The following is an 18,962-nucleotide window of genomic DNA, read 5'->3' as shown; positions in this document are numbered from 1 at the left end:
GGCTATTTATCTCCCTTGAAGAGGTTGCTCATGAATCCTCCAATACCACCGCCGGATTTATCAGATGAATCCGCACTCAGTTCAACAGAACCGGATGCCTTTGAAAGGTCAAGAATGATTATCTTATCATTGGACGCTTTAATCTCTTCGAAGCTGATATATCTGAAGTAGACAATCCCTTCTCTGATCATGGTTACCATAAAGGACTGTCCAGACAGGGCTTCCCATTCTTCCTCAGAATATTCATCCTCAATAATCAGTTTTTCAATATTTCTGATTGGAACATATCCTTCGACGTCTTGATTTGTTACATAGAGATGGACTGTCTTATCATCAAAAGCCTTATCAAAGAGGAAGGTCAGCCTTGTCTGCTGAAAAGCATCACCCGGGTTAAACTCTTTAATACCAAAATCTTTGATATCTATGATTACATCTTTCTCCGTATTCAAGTCGGCTAGAACTTCATCACTGGTTTCAATCTCTCTGGAAGATATATAAACGATACCCGTAACACCTTTTCTCTGTATTGATTTAGCTACAGGAGTAACAATTACATCATAAGAAGAGATATTAAGATCTCTTATCTTTATTTCATTGGTGAATGAATTATAACTGATTTTGGGTTCGTCATCGTTCTCTTTCTCTATATCCCAGCTGTCAAAATCATCGTTGTCTTCGATTTCACCATCTATGAATGTAAAATTATACTCTTTGGTAGCGTCATCATTATTCTGATTGATTTCCCAAAGATATTTTACATCTTTGACTTTTTCTTTGATGCTGAAGTTGTAACCATCTGTGGGGAAAATCCCGGTCACAGTGAGAGATCCCTTTTCCACTTCAAAATGATCTTCTGTGATCTCAACTAATTTGATTTCACGGGGATCAATAGTTACAGGTATTTCGTGAACTGTCTGATTCACTTTACTGTATACAGTGAAAACATAGTCTCCCGGCAGAATCCAGTAGTAGTAGTCAGTATATACATCTTTTTTGAAAGTATCGTTATAGGAGACCTTTTCGTTTTCATTATCATATTCCTCTCTGGACTGACAGAAATAAAAGGCCTGCTTATCTGCATCTACTCTGACATCTTTTCCGTCCTCATCTTTTTCCTGTACTTTGATGACAAACTGGGAACAGTAGTTTTTAAGAAGATCGGTGATGATGTTTCCGGCAATAGCATTACATACACTGTTAAGGTTGGACATATCACTGTTTATGGTACCGATATATGAGAAAAGCTCTTCTCCTCTTGTCGTACTGAGCACTCTGACATTAAGTATTATTTTATCAGAGGATCTGTAGACATTTCCCAGTACAACAAAGTCCAGGTCTGCATAGTCAAAGGCAGCTGCATTTCTGGAGTAAAGATCATTGACTGTATAGTTGTTATTGCCCAGTGCAGTTTCAACGTATTTTTTATCATAGATCTTCAGAAGAGTCGGGAAATACCTGGCTTCATTAAATCTCTTATCATTAGAGTGAAATCCAGCAATATTATCCTGTGCAATATATACATCGTTGGCACTGTTTTTCTGTATTAATATGGTCAGCAAGGTCTGATTGATAAGCTGTCCATAGTAATCCTGATCATATCTTACGACATCATCGTTTATAACGTATTGAGATGTCTCCATATTTACATCAAAGTCCATGATGGAAATTGATGGCGGCTCAAGATAGCTGTATTCTTTGGCGAATGTTGAAAAAATAAACGTACTTAGTAATAATGTTATCAATAATAATCGTTTCATTTTTTTCCTCCTTCCAGATCAAAGTTTCTGTTGAAGAGATAATCTCCAGTCTGAATATCAAGTATTGAAAAGAGCATCCTCTCCAGTTCATAGGAGAGAATAGGATAGTACTGTGATATTTCTCCTGAAGTTGTCGAGCTGGCCACAGTTTCAGGTGTAACAAAGTCACCGTCCCTGACTGCTTTTTCCATCGGGATGTAATAGATTATTTTGTCAATATCATAGACATCTTTGATGTTAGATCCCCAGTCTTCCAACAGAAGGGGAGATAGGAAAATATTAGTACTTGTGCTTCCGGTTTTATATTTTTCTGTAATAAGATAACGGGAATAGAAGGATTCCAGTTTATCAACTACATAATAGCCGTTGTTTACAAGAAGATCATTCAGACCTTCTTCAAACCAGCTGTTCATGATATGGGTAGCCATGATGTAGTAGATATCACCCTTGGTCTGGTTGGCTGTATCAAAATCAAGAAGTTTATACAGTTTATCATACTGTGTGAGTATTGTTGAATTGTTGGGATTCTGGAACAGATTGAACATCACTTCATACTCGCTGTAATTGTTCAGGAGATGGTGTTTGAATATCTCCATTCTTTCATTGATTACAACGGTTTTTTCAGAATCTGAAATAACACTCTGTTCATCAACGGCAGCTACAATATTTTCCAGCTGATTAACACGTGTGAAGCTCTTGTAAAGGAAGTTCGCATCAAGGTCTCCCTGAGAAGCAAAGGGTAGAAAATGGCTTAATACAATTCTACCATGATCATTCATATCGATCAGTTTAAGGTGAACACCCAGAATCTTCTTATTAAGACTGACCTTATCCATGGTAATATCTTTAATCTCACCAGTCTGTTCTGCAAAGAGTGTCTTATAAGAGAGCATGTACTGAGTATTGTAGTAACCTTCAAACTCACTGTACTCACCACCCATAAAGGGATTGATGTTGAATATGGCATTGCTCAGCTGCCAGTTTTTCTTGTACTGGCGTTTAGACAGTTTTTCAAGAATATTAATGGATTCACTTGAACCGAGTCTGTTGGTCAGGCTCTGTTCAAGGATGAAATCTTCGATGGTTACAGGATAGTTACCCAGAGTCTGGATATCGTCATTCTTCATCATGACTGCATCAAGACCACCATTGATTCCCTCATCACTGAGGACTTCAGACAGCTTTGTTTCAAATTCTGTAATTGAGTCGGTAGGAATATCCAGGAAGTAGCGGTTAAGGAGCTCCATCTTATCATCGGGAAAATCAAGGGATACTACATTTTCGATTGAATCATGCAGAATCTGTCCTTTCTCATCCACATCAAGAAGTTTCATCCCTATCTGAATACCTATGTAGTCGTTGTCTTTATCAACTACTCTGTTGATGGTATAGGTGAGAACCTTGTTTACATTAAAATCTTCTTTCAGTTCTTCCCAGGTATTGTAGTCCAGAGGGCTGGTGTTAAAAATATAATCTGTTTCGATCAGCCAATCTGAATAGCCTTTCATATAAGGCGCCAGGCTCATTCTTTCAAAACCTCTCCCCTGATTCTGAAGAACGGACTTTACAAGACCTTTTTCAAAATACTCGGTAAAGAAGGGCCGGTCATCCAGATATGTATCAAGGGAGAATGCTTCGGCTTCGCTGTTCTGTTTGAAGCTGTATCTTCCTATGGTTCCGTCAAATCCCTGTCCGGTATTTACAATCAGGACTCTGTCACCTGTTTCGATATACTGCTCTGCTATAGGATTGAATGCATCAAACCCTATATCGTATATCATTGAATAATAGCTGGAAATCTCATTCTGCTGTACGCTGGTACAGGATGTTAATAAGATCAGCACTGCAATAATGGATATTGCTAATTTTCTCATCTACTTCCCCTTGGCGGCCTCAGTAATTTTCTGAAGCCTTTTTTCATTTGCTTTCAGTAGTCTTTGGTCTACATGAGTTTATAATTATACATCAAAACACAGATAAAAAACAATTGATTACTTCTAATTGTTCATTTATGAGTCAATGGGATTGTGGGGTGGGGATGGTGATTTATGTGTTTTAATATCATATTTCAATATTCAATGAATACTGACTGTTTGTTTTTTCTCATCCGGTCTAATATGAGGTTTTTCGGAGGTCCATAATGTCATCTATCTCAGCCTGGCTTGAAGCCCATATTACTCTCCATTCTCATGATTCTCCGAAAGAGGAGCTGGCAAACAGCATTACTCACGGGTTAGGTGCAGTGCTGTCCCTTATAGGGCTGATTCTACTGTTATTGAAGTCCCGGGGAGTCTCCTCCGGAGCTGTTCTGGCCCTTACGATCTTCGGTGTTTCAATGATCCTTATGTACACATCCTCTTCAATCTATCATCTTATAAAGCCCTCCAGCTGGAAGCGTTTTCTGCGGATACTGGATCATGTAAATATCTATATTTTAATTGCCGGTACCTATACACCCTACTGTATGATTCTACCACCACAGCAGAGAAACAGGCTGCTGATTCTCGTATGGTCAGTAGTCGTCCTGGGAACAGTATTCAAATTGGTTTTCTGGGGTAAGGTGCAGGTTCTGCATACCCTTATCTATCTTGCAATGGGATGGATGATTGTATTCTTTATAAAAGACTTCAGAGTTGTTCTTCCTGTTCAGGTTGTTTTCTGGCTGTTGGGTGGCGGTCTTTCCTATTCTATCGGGACAATCTTCTATGCATCTAAAAAAATGCCCTATTATCATGCGGTATGGCATCTCTTTGTATTGGCCGGTAGTGCCTTCCTTTATGGTGGAGTCTATCTTTACGTTCTGCCAATGCTTTCCTGATCTGGAGCAGTATATTCAAGATATTCTGCTTTACAGTCATTTTGCTAAATAATATTTTTTAATTACAAATGCATGTAGAAAGACTATAATGAGGGAAGGCTTCAGAAGAGTTTAAAAGGAATACTGCCATTCGATTTGAGAGAACTCTGAAGCTGCTTTTTCAATAATCAATTTTAAATTACTGGAAGTCCATTTTGGTTATATTTTCATTGAAAAAATCTTATTTAACATGTGTTTTTCTACTCCTTCTATGTCTCAGCATCAATATCAATGTCCATGCGGACAATCTGGTACAAATCGAATCCCTTTTAGTCGGCTCTGAATATTCCTATCCTCCCTATTGCATTGTAGATTCAAAGGGCAATGCTTCGGGTTTTTCTGTAGAACTGTTGAACTCTGTTCTCAAGCTTATGAATCTGGAGCATCATTATAAAATCGCTTCCTGGGCCGAGGTCCGATCCGCCTTGGAGAATGGAGACATAGATATCCTACCCCTGGTGGGACGGACGGCCGAGCGTGAAGATCTTTATGATTTTACTTTTCCCTATCTCACCATGCATGGGACCATTGTCCTTAGAACCGGAGGTGTTACGGCTGATAGCTTTGAGGACCTGGAAAATAAAAAAGTTGCCGTGATGAGAGCTGATAATGCAGAGGAGTATGTTACTAATCAGGAAACTGAAGTGGATCTTGTTCTGACAGACACTTTTGAAGAGGCTCTTCTCCTCCTATCACGAGGTGATGTGGATGCCGTGATTTTACAAAAACTTGTGGCACATCAAATCATCAATTCACTCAATCTGGAGAATCTGCATGTAAATGAACAGATCCTGCAGGATTTTAAACAGTCATTCTGTTTTGCTGTCACCGAGGGAAACAGGGCGTTGTTGGAAAAGCTTAATGAAGGTCTTGCCATTGTAATCTCCAATGGAACATTTGATCGATTGCGTTCAGAGTGGTTCACTCCAGATGGAGCCCAGAGAAAGTCGGGGGATCTGTTGATCATCGGGGGGGATGACAATTTCCCCCCCTTTGAATATCTTGATGAAGATGGGAATCCCGCAGGTTATATTGTAGACCTGACAAGGGCCATCGCCGAATTTATGGATTTGAATATTCGTATTGAGCTGGGTCCCTGGAATGAGGCCTACGGTAAACTGATCAGTGGGGATGTCGATCTGCTGCAAGGTATTTTTTATTCTCAGGAGAGAGACAAGATATTTTCATTTTCTCAGGCACATTCTGTAGTGAGTAATGTTGTAGTCACAAGAGAGGGTTCCAAAACAATCGATTCGCTTGCCGATCTCAAGGGCCTGGATGTCTTTGTCGTTGAAAAGGATGTTACCCATAGCTACCTGATTGAAGAAAAAGTGGATGCAAACATAATTACTGAAGATAGTATTAAAACCATTGTGTTACGCTTAGCATCGGGTGAAGGGGATTGTGCTCTGTTGGCTCAGATCCCTTCTAACTACTGGATAACGAAATTTGAGCTGAATAATCTTGTCTTCGGGACACACTCTTTACTGAGCCCCGAATATAATTATGGAGTCCTGGAGCAGAATAGCAATCTATTGTTGCCATTTCAGGAAGGATTGTCAGTTCTGATGGCCAATGGACAGCAACAGGAAATCTATTCCAAGTGGCTTGGCAGGTATGAAGCTGATAACATAATGAGCATCTGGGAGATGATCCGTTTTAATTTTATTATCATAATACCATTTCTCTCCATAATCATAATTGTTTTCATCTGGTTTCTTTCCCTGCAAAAATTAGTACAATCAAGGACTAAAGAGCTGCAGCTCAGTGAGCAGAAATTAAACGGTATCATGAATAATCTCTCGTCATTTGTATATGTCCTGGACTCAACGGGAAATTTTTTATCTGTCAATGAAACCATGATTGAAAACCTGGGAGTCCAGAAAGAGGATCTTATCGGTAAACCATACAATCATCAGATTTTTCAAGACATTCTTGATCCTTCTGAGCTCGATGCCTTTTTCTCAGATTCATCTTTGAAAAATATACAATTACAGGATATTCCATATCTGGATAAGGATCATAAAGAACGGTGGCTGCACACATCTCTTGAGAGGATTGAAGATAAGATGTTTGATCAGCCTGTTATCATTGGAAACTCTACTGACATTACTGATAAAAAAAGACAGGATCAGGATCTTATCAAGTTGAACAAGGCGATTGATCAGAGTTCTGTTTCTATAGTCATCACTGACTGGGACGGCACAATTGAATATGTGAACAAGAAGGCATGTACAATGTCCGGATATTCTGAAAACGAACTGATAGGAGAGAAGACCAGTATCTTTCAAAGCAGGGAAACCGATAGTTCTGTGTATTCTGAATTATGGGCTACTATCAAGAGCGGCAATGAATGGCAAGGACGATTTTTAAACAGGAAAAAAAATGGAGAGACATACTGGGAGGATGCTCAGATCTCTCCCATTAAAGACTCAAATAATCAAATAACCAACTTCATTGCTTCGAAGCAGGATATTACGTTACTTCTTAAGAAAAATGATGAAAATAGAAAGCTTCATGAGCAGTTGTTTCATAAAAGTAAAATGGATGTGGTCGGTCAGCTTGCCGGAGGCATCGCCCATGATTTCAATAATGTTTTAAGCGGTATAGTCAGTTCTGCTCAGTTGATTAAAAGCGAACCGGAAATGCTGAATGACAAGAATCTGAAGTATTTAGATATCATTCTGCAGTCTTCCGACCGGGCTAAAGATTTAGTGTCGAGATTACTCTCCTTCAGCAGGATGAATGATCTGAAGTTAAGTCCATTGGATGCCCACATCACCATAAGGGATGTAGTTCAGATTCTTAATAAAACAATGAATAAAAATATCAATATTATAACAGAACTGAACTCTGAAGATTCAAAAATACTGGGAAATGATACAGAATTACACAATTGTCTCCTAAATCTGTGTATCAATTCATCCCAGGCGATGCCGGCAGGAGGAAATCTGCTTATTCGAACAGAAAATCGTTTTATCAACGAGGATAATTGTCAGAATCCATTATTTGAAATAACCCCCGGGGATTATATAATATTGGAAATTACGGATACAGGAATCGGTATTCCAAAGAAGAATCTGGACAAGATTTTTGAGCCTTTCTTTACTACTAAGAATAAGGACGAGGGTGCGGGCTTAGGTTTAGCTGCCGTATATGGGTCTATGGTGAACCATCATGGGATGATTGAGGTCGATAGTCTCCAGAATAAGGGGACTATATTCAGATTATTCTTCCCAATTACTCAGGAACATGAAACCCCGGTTAAAGAAATCTCAATTGAAAGCGGGAATGGTTTTATCCTTTTTGTTGATGATGAAGAGATGAATAGATTTTTGGGTCGGGATGTTCTTAAGTCTATAGGTTATGAAGTTCTTCTGGCTTCCAGCGGATCAGAAGCCATAGATCTGTACAGGGAGAATCGCCAGAAGATTGATCTTGTTTTACTCGATTTCATGATGCCCGGTATGAACGGTAAAGAAACATTTTTAAAATTGAGAGAGATAAATGCTGAATGTAAAATCATTCTGGCATCAGGTTTTTATGAAAATAAGGATATTCTGGAAATGAGAGATATGGGGCTGAATGGTGAGATCCAAAAGCCCTATACGATAGAATCACTGAGTGCATTATTGAATCGAGTTTTATAGGAAAAAATCTTGGGTAGATAAAGGGTGCTTGAGACCGAATAGACTCCCTCCGGCTGAAGACGGAGGGAGCTTTAGCTATTATTTTTCTTTAAACCTTCAGTTCCGTCGGAACCGGTGAAATTTTCTGTTCGCTGTATTTTTCAGCCTCCGTTATGATCATGGGAGATTCTTTGATCATCATTGTCAGAAAGAGTGCCACTACAGACAGGCCGATAAATATCATCATCCATAATTTCATTCCCGCCTCACTGTTCATCTGTGCAACAAAGATCAAGCCGGAGATCTGACCGGCCAGGAGAATGATTCCCTGAGAAGTGGATTCAGGGGCAGGAGTACTTATTTCGGCGGCATATTGAAAACCAAGAGGGCCCGCGCTCATTACAAAGTATCCTAGAAAAAAGGAACTGATCAGGACAGGAGTGAAAGCCGTAAATAGAGCAAGACCCGCTATGGATGGAATCATTCCCACCATGCAGATCTGTAGAAAAACCTTCCTCTTTCTCATTTTATCGGACAGAAGAGGCATGACAACTGCCCCGATGATTCCACCGAAGAGCATGATTCCTCCGGTCAATCCGCTTTGATCCATGGTCAGGCCCTTTGATGCACATATGGAATCAATGACCGTGGAGACTGCATTAAACAGCCCTAGACCGATAAAAAAGAGAAGGAGAAGTATCTGCATATCACGGAGCTTCAGAATCCTTTTCAGCCCGTCAGTAAATTTCTGACGATGCATACTTTCTGATGACGGCGCCGTCGGGGGACGTTCTTTTATCAGTAAAATAGATGCTACACCTGCAATAAATGTGAGAATACCATAGATCATCAACATGGATTTGATTCCCGTAACCGAGTTGATATTCCCTGCATTGTCAAAAGATACTGTGATAAGAAGGGGAGTCACAATCATGACGATAATGATTCCAAGATACTGAGACAGGGCAGACAGTCCCGCGGCTGTTCCCCTCTCTCTCAAAGGAAACCAGCGAACCGACAATGCCGTAACAGAGTTCAGTATAAAAGGCTGTGCTATGGCCAGACCTGCCTGGAAAATCAGGACCAGTATGAAGTTATGGGCAAAAAATCCTTTCCCCAGGGCCGAAAATGCAGCCAGAAAAGCACCGATGCTGATACCTGTTTTAATCCCGTATGTATCAATTATATAGGAGGCAGGTATGCATAATATAAGAAATACAAACATATAGATCATTGACAGGAGGTCAATGTTTAGAATAGATCCGGGAATGAGTTGAGCCCTGTAATAAAATCCTGCAGCCCTGGCAATGGGAGCAAAGGTAAGCCACTGAATCTGAATTGTGATATTGATGAGTGAATAGGCCAAAAGAACAACCCATCGATATTTATAAACCTTATTCTGTTCCATTTATTCTCCTTTTTGATTGGATTTATTCTAGTAGCCAGTTTCTGAATAAAGCAATCAAAATTAATTAAAATAGATAAAATAATCGATCATTATTCGAAAAACGTGTATAAATCTTGTTATATAAACGAATAAATCAAAAATGTATGGTTATTTTGATGAACTTCGAATTTTTGATCTAATGATTCAGATGATGTTTTGCGAGAGCCCTCAATCCTCTTATGATCAGGGAGAGAGGATAGCCGACAATCAGTATGATCCAGCCTGTATCTCTCATTTGAGTGGATCTTTAAAATTAGATTTTTATTACATTGTAAGAATCCAAATCTCCTATTACAATGAATGCGAGCGAATGCTCTCTTTTTAATGTCAGGAGAGGACCGCAGAACCTGAAGTGCAGAAATAAATATATATTTTTTGTACTTATCATTGTCAGCAGAATGCTGCTGAATTCCAGGAGGAATCATGGCTCATCAAATTGTCTCAGGCTGTATTGGATGCGGTGCCTGTAAAAGGATCTGCCCGACAAACGCCATCTCAGGCGAAATGAAAGAACTTTATATTATCAATCCAGTACTCTGTATTGACTGCGGTTCATGCGGTCGGGTCTGTCCCAAGGAAGCTGTGCGCACAGAACAGAATACTGTTGTTAGAAGACTCAAAAAAGCTGAATGGCTTAAGCCGTCAATAAATACAGAAAAATGTTATGCCTGTGAAAACTGTGTCGTAGCCTGTCCGGTGGATGCCCTTGCCATGAAGGATGAGAATCTTCCCCTGACGGAAAATTATGCCGTTCTGGCCCATCCTGAAAAATGTATTTCCTGCGGCTGGTGTTTTGATAACTGCCAATTTGATGCCATTACCATGGAGGTCCCCGGTGCAGACAATTAAAGGTACATCTAATAAATATCTGGATATAAATCTGAATGATAAAAGCTGGTCTCTCTATGAGGTCAGTAAGAAAGATCTTGGGGCCTACATCGGTGGGAAAGGTCTTGCCCTGAAAATCTATCATGATCGTTTTTCCAAAGAAGATCTTGGATCAATTGATCCTCTGGGACCTGATAATTTGCTTATCTTTTCCATGGGGGTCATGCTCACATCCGGAGCCTCCTGTACAGGACGTTTTGAGGTGCTCACTCGTTCCCCATTGACCGGCCTGATGGTGGGTTCTTCCTGTGGGGGGTATTTTGGAGAGGCCTGTAAGACTGCCGGATGGGACGGGGTTATTATTTCGGGTCAGGCGGAAGCTCCGACGATTCTCAGGATTGATAAAGACGGTGTAAGTTTTGAATCGGCCCAGGCACTCTGGGGACAGGGAACTCATGAGGTTCAGGAATCACTTAAACTGACTCCCAAGGAAGGTGCTGCGGTTATCGGCCCCGCCGGAGAAAATAAGGTCCTTTTCGCTAATATCTGCTCGGGTCACCGTTTTGCCGGAAGAGGTGGAGTCGGTGCTGTTATGGGTTCAAAGAATCTCAAAGCAATTGTGGCCAGAGGTAAAGAAATTTCTTATGAGCCCGTGAATCCTGAGCTCTTTGAAGCAACAGTCAAAAAGGCAAAAAAATATATTCTTCGAAATAAGATGACTGAAGATTACAGGCTCTACGGTACAAATATCAATGTCAAACTAGGAATGGAAAAAGGTTTTGCTCCTGTTCATAACTTCAGAGACCGGACTCATCCGGATGTTGTGAAAAATTCAGGAGAGTTGATGGCTGAGAAATACAAATCACGCCACTCAGCCTGCCGGCATTGTTCTGTTCTATGCGGCCACAAAGGACATTATCCCGACGGTAAGATGAGACAAATTCCCGAGTATGAAACAATGGGAATGTTTGGAAGTAATATCGATAATTATGATCCCGATCTGGTCGGTCAGTGGAATGAAGTGATGAATGAGCTGGGGATGGATACCATCTCCGCCGGAGGTACATTAGCCTGGGCTATGGAAGCCGGTGAAAAGGGGCTTCGGAAAACTGAATTGAAATTCGGCAGGTTCGATAATATTGAATCAGTTCTCAGAGATATTGCTGTCAAAAAGGGAGAAGGGGAGGATCTTTCTCTTGGCTCCCGTAATCTGAGCCGTAAATACGGCGGTTCCGGTTTTGCTATTCAGGTAAAAGGGATCGAAGTCGCCGCCTATGATCCCCGTTCAAGCTGGGGACATGGCTTAGGTTATGCTGTTCATAATAAGGGAGGCTGCCATCTGGGTTCCTATCTGATCGTCCTGGAGCAGCTTCTGGGATATATGCCTCCCCATGTAAGTATGGGGAAAGCATCCTGGGTTGCCTTTATGGAAGATATGTACAGCGGAGTCAACTCTCTTCAGGTCTGTCTGTTTTCTGTTATCGGAATTATGACAGAACCGGCGATCCCCAAGTATCTGCCAACCTTCCTCTTGAAAATTGCCACAATCACCATGCCCAAGGTTGCCATGGCTTTGATGGACTGGAGTATCTTAAGTAAATACTTCTGGTCTATTACTGGTATCAAGATGGGGAAATGGGGATTTATCAAGGCTGGAGAAAGAATCAACAAACTCGAACGCTGGATGAATGTGCAGATGGGACATATCGCTGCTGACGATACACTGCCTGATCGTTTTACCAAAGAAAAAGAGACCCCTTTCAAGGGTAAGAATACAGTTGTTCCTATTGATAAAATGGTGAAGCAGTATTATAAGATTCGGCGCTACGATGGCAGCGGCGGCCCTTCGGATAAGGATCTTAAGAAAATAATGAATGCCTGAGATCTGCCGGGAAAAGTTTTTTTCCCGGTGATCAGATTTTCTTTATTGAATCTCTGATAATCATTTTTGTATTCAATTCAACTGTTTTGGGGAAGTCATCCCAGTTCCCCCGGATTCTTTTCAGAAGGATTTCGGCAGCTGTCTTTCCTATTTTATCCACAGGCTGAACTACAAGGGATAATTTGGGAGAAACAGCTTCTGTTCCGGAAAACTGGTCATATCCGAAGAGAGAAAGATCTTCAGGAATGGATATCTTCTTATTCACAATGGAAAGAAGGGTCCCAATAGTCATATCATAATTGGTTGGAAATACTGCTGTTGGAGGATCGGGACTTTTCATAAGTTCATTAAACATTTTACGGGCCTTATTCATCTCAAAGTCAGCCCATCTGACCAGTGACTCATCCCATGGAATGTCATAGGCCTCAAATGCTTCCCTGCACCCTTTATATCTATTCTGAGCAACAAATGAATTTTTTCGTCCTGCCAGAAATCCAATTTTTCTATGTCCCTGTTGAATAAGATATTCAGTGGCTCTGAATGTTGAATTCCGGTTATCTACAACAACAGCATCTGTTTCCAGTCCGTGTACAAAATCATCGATCGCAACAACTGGAATTTTTGCATCTAAAAATGTCTTAATTTCATTTGCAATATCTCCCTCAAGACCGGAAGGGAAGAATATCAGTCCGTCAATTTTTCTGAACCGCAATTCTTCAAAACGTTTTTTAAGATATGCTGGATCTTCATGAAAGTTTACAAGAAGGAGGCTGAACATATGAGGACTCAATTCATTATCCAGAGCCTCAACAATCTTCATTACAAACTCGGCATTTAGAGCTGACAGCACCACAGCAATCGTCATTGAAGAGCCCGTTCTTTTGGCCTTGGTGACAATATTCTCTTTATACCCAAGCTCTTTTATTGCGGCTTCGAGCTTCTCTCGTGTTTTCTCACGAACAGTTTCACCATTTATATACCGTGAGACAGTGCCTAGAGAGACACCTGTATGTCTGGATAGATCCCTTAATGTAATACTCATATTCTCTTTTGAATTAAGTTGCTGTCAAAGGTCAGAGTTTCACCCGAAGTATAAGGTACGAGTTGCTGCTTCTCTTTATAGCATAATTCCAATGTTCCTGATTTTGATGCCTTTATCTTAACATATGTAAGTTTCCCTTGTCCCCATTCAAGACTGATATTGATTCCTGACTTGCAGTGTACATTCTTAAAGCAGCCATTTTCCCAGTCTTCAGGCAGAGATGGCAGGATCGATATAGTATCACCGGTCTGTTGTATCAGTATTTCTGAAATAGCAGCCACTATTCCGAGATTCCCATCTATCTGAAACGGAGGGTGTGCACACATCAAATTCGGATAGACTCCGCTTCCTGTAAAATATACCTCTTCGTCTCCCGGTTTAACCAGAGTGAGTAGTTTACCGAAAAGATCTCTGATTCCATCGGTTTTATTTAACCTTGCCATCAAGGCAATTTTCCAGACTGTACTCCAGCCGGTTGCATCCAGTCCGCGCATTTCAAGAGATTTGCCTGCAGCTTTCCGAAAATCTGCCATTTCGGGTTTCATAAGGATACTTCCAGGAAACAGACTGAAGAGATGTGAAACATGACGATGCACATCATCTTCTCTGTCCCAGTCTCCAGACCACTCCTGCAGTTGATGCAGTCTGCCTATATTGAAGGGTTTAATTCTGCTTTGTGCATCCTTACACCAGCTGACCAGTTTTGCATCGCATGGGCAGATCGTACTCATTTTCAAGTAAGCCGTAACGGCTTCCAGAGAGATTGATAAATCCATAGTGGAACCTTGACTCACTGCCGGATATTCTTCCTTGTAAAGAAATCTGTTTTCTGGAGATGTCGATGGATTGGTTGTCAGATTTTTACCTGCATCCTCTATAAGGAAATCTCTGAGGAACTGTATACTGCCTTCCAGTAAAGGAAGGACTTTATTATTGAGGAAATCCAAGTCATTTGTAAATTCAAATTGTTCCCATGCCATAAGAGACAACCATAAGCCGCTCATAGGCCAGAGAGAATATTGTGCACTCTCAGGACTTGTTTCTATATCAGTTTTTCCTCTTGTATTGCTTTTCGCCCAGATGTCTGACTGATGATGGGCACACCAGCCGTCACAGTGATAATTCTTCTCTGCAGTAATCCTGCCGTTCTCCATTAACCTCATCATGAAGTCATAGAGAGGAAGAGCACATTCGGAAAGTCCGGAAAGGCATGCTCCCCAATAGTTCATTTCCGTGTTGATATTCAGGGTCATATTTGACCACCAGGGTGGGTTGATATGTGGATTCCAAATTCCCTGGAGATTGGCAGGCTGGCTACCGGGTCGTGAAGATGAAATCAGCAGATATCGTCCATAATTAAATAACAGCTCAACTAAAGCCTTGTCCGGAATCCCATCCCTGGTAAGTAATCTGTCCAGAAGAACAAAGTGCTCATCATTATCTGATCCCAGTGATAATTCTACTTTTAAGTAAAGCTTATGATAGTCAGAGAGATGCTCTTCTTTTAGTTTGAGATAACCAATATTTGTAAGATCCAGGAACTTATCCATTGCCCCATTATTCTCACTGTTATTCCAATCTGTATCTGTCTGAATAAAAACTGTGAAGCTCGTGGAGTCCTGAATTTCAAAACAGTCATCCTTGAAAACACATTTTCCATCATCCATTTTTATTCTGATTCTGATAAAGCCCTTTATTCCCTTTGTATCAGAAAATTGAGGATCTGATTGACCCAGAAAACCATCATATTTATAGGGTGCTCTTATGGAATAGCTCAGCCAATCATTTTCCTGCTGAAATATGCATGTCTGTTTAAATTGTGTATAAGGGGAGTCATATTTCAGTCTTCCATCATACTTACTATTATTCTCAGATGAGAATTTCAATACAGCTATGGATGCCGGATAGCTTACAAACCCTTCAGTTTGAAAAGAACCTGAGCCACATGAAAATTCCTGTGAGTACATTGCATTATCCAGATCCAGTGATCGTCTGTATGATTCTTTTTTTACTGTTTTGTCACAAACATCATAATTAAAGCTGATCTCCCCCATGGGCTGATAGGGAGATGTAAACGGGCCTGTGATTGTATCGATGAGGATTTTTTCGGCTTCCAGAAACTGTTTGTTCTGAATCAGCTCTCTCACTGCTTTCAGAGATTCTCTGCTTAGTTCACTCTCAACGAAATCATCTGTTCCAGCCCAGAAACAATCGTGGTTCAGCTGAATCTTTTCGTGACCTAAACCACCCCAGGTTGATATCCCTATCGTTCCGTTTCCCAGGAGGATTGATTCTTCCCAATATTTTGCAGGTGCATTGAATAGCATGTTACTCATTGTTGTTATTCCTTGTTTGAAAAATCTTTATTTTCGGGGAAATCGTAACTATCCTTTCAGACCGCCTGAAGTGAGACCTCTTTTTATATATCCGCTGAAGATAATGAAAATGATAATGACCGGGATGGCTAATAAAACAATTCCTGCGTTGTAACCACCAATGTCTTTTGGGGAAATAGTCTGGGTTCTGTTAAAGCTGCTTATCATCTGGGTAGCGGTCATCAGTCTTCTTTTAGACAACATGAAAGAGGGAAGTAAAAAGTCCTGAAAGGACCATACAAATTGAAGGATAGCCAGATTAATAGCTGCCGGTGCATTTAGGGGAAGGTATATTTTCCAGAAGACCTGAAATATATTCGCACCGTCGATAGAGGCTGCTGCCATATAGTCATTATGGATTGCATCAAAGGCATTTCTCATCAAGAGAACTCCGAAGGGGAGTGTAAGAGCAACCTGGGGGAGGGCAACCGCAAAAAAAGTATTATTTAGACCGATCTTTTTCAGTGTAAAGAACAGGGGTATCAGGATTGTGACTCCTGGAATAGAGAGAAGACTCAATGTTGTAATATAAAGAACATTTCTGAAAGGGAAATCTATCTTTGAGAAACAGAATCCTGCAAGGGCGGAAACAGATGTTGTCAGAAATACTGCAATGCCTGCAATAATAAAAGAATTGAGCAGGGCCTGGATAAAGTAAATTCCATTCATCTTGCTGCTCAAAACGTAAGCATAATTTTTTAAGCCGAAAAACTTCATTGAGTTGAAGAGGGCTGAAGCCATTGGAAATATCCAGACAGCTGTAATTGTGAGAAGAAATATACTTACAAGAAGTTTTGTTATTCCTGTTACTTTTAATATTCCGTTATTTGAACTCATTCTTCAGTCCTTATGGTTTTTTCTTATTTTTATAAAGCAGGGATGTCTGTACAATAGCGATGAGAAGTGCGATGAACAGAACTACTGTTGATGCAGCACATACATAACCTATCTGAGAACCCTGTCTGGTAAACCTATATATATAGGTTCCGCTTATTTCTGTCGTGAATCCCGGCCCGCTCTGGGTAAGGAGGAAGATAACTTCAAACATTCTGAAACTTGCCAGAACTGATGAAATTATTATTGTTTTATGACTGCTTGAGACAAGTGGATAGATAATTTTGAACATTATTGTAAATAAACCGGCGCCATCAATACGGGCTGATTCCAATATACTCTGTGGAATAGAAGCAAGATCGGCATTGTAATAGAGAAGAGGGATACCTATCATATATACAAACAGGCCCATAACAGTCAGGTATGCAAGCGGGGGACTGGTGAGCCACATGAGTTTTTCGGTACTTAAACCAAGGAATGAAATGAATCCGTTTACACTTCCAGTATGGTGTTCAAACATCTGTCTGAACACAGTTGCTATAAGGGCTCTCGGTAAAATAGAGGGGATGAACACCAGGGCAAAGATTGTTTTACTGAAAGGAATATTCAATGACAATAAGACTGCCAGGAGGAATCCCAGTGTAATTCCTGAAAGAACTACGACACTGGCAAAGATTATGTTATTTAAAATACTTAAGAAAAAATGAGAGTCAGAGATTAGAATCCTATAATTTTGAAGTCCCACAAATACGGGAGATCGAAAGGATAAATCCAATTTGTAAAATCCGTTTTTCAGGATGAACAGAATACTGAATATAAGGAAAACACCCAGGATCAGCATCAGGGGTAACAGAAATAGAAATGCTGTTTTACTGCCATTCATGGATGTTTCTTTTTTTAATACTTCTTTACTTCTCACTGCAGTTATTCTCCTGATGATGGCGGATACCCTGAAAGAGTATTTCGCCATCAATAGATTCTGTTTTAATTATTCGTATTTTCCTGTGGCGAACTCTTTCTGTATCTCTTCACAGGCCCTCTGAATATCATCTCCGTAATCACCGCCGATTACTTTTTGAATATACTGGCCCAGTACAGAACTGAAGGCAGACATATTATTTCTGTGTGATGTTGATTCCGAAACCAGTTTGACTACAAGGTCCCATCCCTCTCTTCCTTCAGCAGAATTAAACAATTCAGCGGGTAGTTTTGAGTTCACTTTGTTGGGAACAAGGAAGGTATCAGTATTCATCATGTCAAAACCATCGCCACCATTCATATAAAATATAAAATTGGCAGCAGCTGATTTATGCTCACTGTACTCGGGAATTGCCATACCGCCATCGGGGAAGGCCCGGAGGGTAGCTTTACCACCTGCTCGCATTACAGGCATGGGCATGGCACCCACATTATTAAGCTCAATACCCCTGTCGTTTCTGAATTTTGAGGATAGTCTGGGAGCTTCCCATGTACCCTGATAAAAAATCGCTGCTTTACCTGTATCAAAGAGTTCGGATGCTCTGCCGTATCCGACATCATTCATATTCTGGAATACTCCGTCATCAAACATTTTTTTAAAATCTGTTAGAGCCTGTACATAGGCGGGATCATCCCATCGACCGCCTGTGGCATATCTTATGTCATTGAAAAGATCAGACTCCTGGCTGAGAATAGTCAGAACCATCTCATCAAGAAACCATGTATCTCCTGTGAAGACAACCGGCTGTATATCAGGTCTTTTTTCCTGAATTACGGCTGCTACAGCTTTCATCTCTTCATAAGTTGTTGGAACTGTCAGTCCTAATTCATTGAAAATATCAACATTGTAGAGACCTATTGCTGAACCATATCGGCCATTGGTGATAAAAAGAAGTTCATCAGATTCAGTCTGATTTTTAGATATTGCGAGATCCAGAGGATTAAATATTTTTTCCCAGTCACTTCCTGCTACGGATGCAAAATAGTCATCCAGAGGCGTCATATAACCTTTGAGCTGAGAGGGCATAAGTCCAGCCTGAATACCAATAACATCAAGATCCTCTTCAGAGGCCAGAGCTATGGGTAACTTTTCCTGAAAGACTGTGGATTCCATTACAGTCAGATTAACTGTAACACCTTCATTTTCTGCTTCAAATTGTTCAATGATTGGTTGATGAATTTCGGCTGAAGGGTGCCAGGTCCAGAAATTCAATTCAACAGGTCCTTCTTCATTCTGCCCTGATGACCAGGATAAAACAGAGGCCAGAGTCAGGCATAAAACTGATAATACAACTTTCTTCATTAATAACTCCTTAATAGAAAATGAACATGT

General features: G+C 40.5%; 12 protein-coding genes. 4 read left to right on the top strand and 8 right to left on the bottom strand.

What is annotated here, in order from left to right:
• Nucleotides 1-2: 2 nt before the first annotated feature.
• Nucleotides 3-1,757 carry a hypothetical protein gene (locus DV872_RS04385; protein ID WP_114628642.1) on the bottom strand — a complete coding sequence of 585 codons (1,755 nt, stop codon included), beginning with the start codon at nucleotides 1,755-1,757 and terminating at the stop codon, nucleotides 3-5.
• Nucleotides 1,754-3,631, bottom strand: coding sequence for a hypothetical protein (locus tag DV872_RS04380; RefSeq protein WP_114628641.1), 1,878 nt, complete (start codon nucleotides 3,629-3,631; stop codon nucleotides 1,754-1,756). The genes DV872_RS04385 and DV872_RS04380 overlap by 4 nt, the downstream gene beginning before the upstream one ends.
• 266 nt (nucleotides 3,632-3,897) lie before the next feature.
• Between DV872_RS04380 and DV872_RS04375 the strand changes: the two genes are divergently transcribed.
• Complete coding sequence (locus DV872_RS04375) at nucleotides 3,898-4,575, top strand: hemolysin III family protein (protein ID WP_114628640.1); 678 nt, start codon at nucleotides 3,898-3,900, stop codon at nucleotides 4,573-4,575.
• 209 nt (nucleotides 4,576-4,784) lie between these two features.
• Entirely contained in the window at nucleotides 4,785-8,264 is a 3,480-nt protein-coding gene (locus DV872_RS04370; protein WP_147283095.1) for a transporter substrate-binding domain-containing protein, read from the top strand.
• Between the two features lie 88 nt (nucleotides 8,265-8,352).
• Here the strand turns inward: DV872_RS04370 and DV872_RS04365 are convergent, their stop codons facing one another.
• On the bottom strand, nucleotides 8,353-9,651 hold the full coding sequence (locus tag DV872_RS04365) for an MFS transporter (RefSeq protein ID WP_114628638.1): 1,299 nt from the start codon (nucleotides 9,649-9,651) through the stop codon (nucleotides 8,353-8,355).
• A 462-nt stretch (nucleotides 9,652-10,113) separates the two neighbouring features.
• Between DV872_RS04365 and DV872_RS04360 the strand changes: the two genes are divergently transcribed.
• Together DV872_RS04360 and DV872_RS04355 are read left to right on the top strand one after the other, a co-directional pair.
• Nucleotides 10,114-10,539 (top strand): 4Fe-4S binding protein, encoded by a 426-nt coding sequence (locus DV872_RS04360; protein ID WP_114628637.1) that lies wholly within the window; start codon nucleotides 10,114-10,116, stop codon nucleotides 10,537-10,539.
• Nucleotides 10,526-12,400, top strand: a complete 1,875-nt coding sequence (locus tag DV872_RS04355) for an aldehyde ferredoxin oxidoreductase family protein (protein WP_158546827.1) — start codon at nucleotides 10,526-10,528, stop codon at nucleotides 12,398-12,400. The genes DV872_RS04360 and DV872_RS04355 overlap by 14 nt, the downstream gene beginning before the upstream one ends.
• A 31-nt stretch (nucleotides 12,401-12,431) precedes the next feature.
• Here the strand turns inward: DV872_RS04355 and DV872_RS04350 are convergent, their stop codons facing one another.
• From DV872_RS04350 to DV872_RS04330, 5 genes are all read right to left on the bottom strand, one after another.
• Complete coding sequence (locus tag DV872_RS04350; RefSeq protein ID WP_114628635.1) at nucleotides 12,432-13,442, bottom strand: LacI family DNA-binding transcriptional regulator; 1,011 nt, start codon at nucleotides 13,440-13,442, stop codon at nucleotides 12,432-12,434.
• Nucleotides 13,439-15,778 (bottom strand): glycoside hydrolase N-terminal domain-containing protein, encoded by a 2,340-nt coding sequence (locus tag DV872_RS04345; protein ID WP_114628634.1) that lies wholly within the window; start codon nucleotides 15,776-15,778, stop codon nucleotides 13,439-13,441. Before DV872_RS04345 ends, DV872_RS04350 begins: the two co-directional genes overlap by 4 nt.
• Before the next feature lie 48 nt (nucleotides 15,779-15,826).
• The gene (locus DV872_RS04340) at nucleotides 15,827-16,654 is read right to left on the bottom strand and encodes a carbohydrate ABC transporter permease (protein WP_114628633.1); all 828 of its coding nucleotides are present in this window, start codon (nucleotides 16,652-16,654) and stop codon (nucleotides 15,827-15,829) included.
• 10 nt (nucleotides 16,655-16,664) lie between these two features.
• On the bottom strand, nucleotides 16,665-17,570 hold the full coding sequence (locus tag DV872_RS04335; protein WP_158546826.1) for a carbohydrate ABC transporter permease: 906 nt from the start codon (nucleotides 17,568-17,570) through the stop codon (nucleotides 16,665-16,667).
• Nucleotides 17,571-17,639: 69 nt separating this feature from the next.
• Nucleotides 17,640-18,932, bottom strand: a complete 1,293-nt coding sequence (locus DV872_RS04330) for an ABC transporter substrate-binding protein (protein ID WP_114628631.1) — start codon at nucleotides 18,930-18,932, stop codon at nucleotides 17,640-17,642.
• Nucleotides 18,933-18,962: the final 30 nt, after the last annotated feature.

This window comes from Oceanispirochaeta sp. M1 (assembly GCF_003346715.1).
In the GTDB taxonomy this organism is placed as follows: domain Bacteria; phylum Spirochaetota; class Spirochaetia; order DSM-2461; family DSM-2461; genus Oceanispirochaeta.
The sequence above is the reverse complement of the archived record's forward strand: the minus strand, read 5'-3'. Positions and strand labels throughout refer to the sequence as shown.

Excerpts from the sequence above, each read along its gene's own strand:
- DV872_RS04330 (WP_114628631.1), bottom strand. The coding sequence starts at position 18,932 with ATGAAGAAAGTTGTATTATCAGTTTTATGCCTGACTCTGGCCTCTGTT.
- DV872_RS04345 (WP_114628634.1), bottom strand. The coding sequence starts at position 15,778 with ATGAGTAACATGCTATTCAATGCACCTGCAAAATATTGGGAAGAATCA.
- DV872_RS04340 (WP_114628633.1), bottom strand. The coding sequence starts at position 16,654 with ATGAGTTCAAATAACGGAATATTAAAAGTAACAGGAATAACAAAACTT.
- DV872_RS04365 (WP_114628638.1), bottom strand. The coding sequence starts at position 9,651 with ATGGAACAGAATAAGGTTTATAAATATCGATGGGTTGTTCTTTTGGCC.
- DV872_RS04375 (WP_114628640.1), top strand. The coding sequence starts at position 3,898 with ATGTCATCTATCTCAGCCTGGCTTGAAGCCCATATTACTCTCCATTCT.
- DV872_RS04380 (WP_114628641.1), bottom strand. The coding sequence starts at position 3,631 with ATGAGAAAATTAGCAATATCCATTATTGCAGTGCTGATCTTATTAACA.
- DV872_RS04350 (WP_114628635.1), bottom strand. The coding sequence starts at position 13,442 with ATGAGTATTACATTAAGGGATCTATCCAGACATACAGGTGTCTCTCTA.
- DV872_RS04360 (WP_114628637.1), top strand. The coding sequence starts at position 10,114 with ATGGCTCATCAAATTGTCTCAGGCTGTATTGGATGCGGTGCCTGTAAA.
- DV872_RS04385 (WP_114628642.1), bottom strand. The coding sequence starts at position 1,757 with ATGAAACGATTATTATTGATAACATTATTACTAAGTACGTTTATTTTT.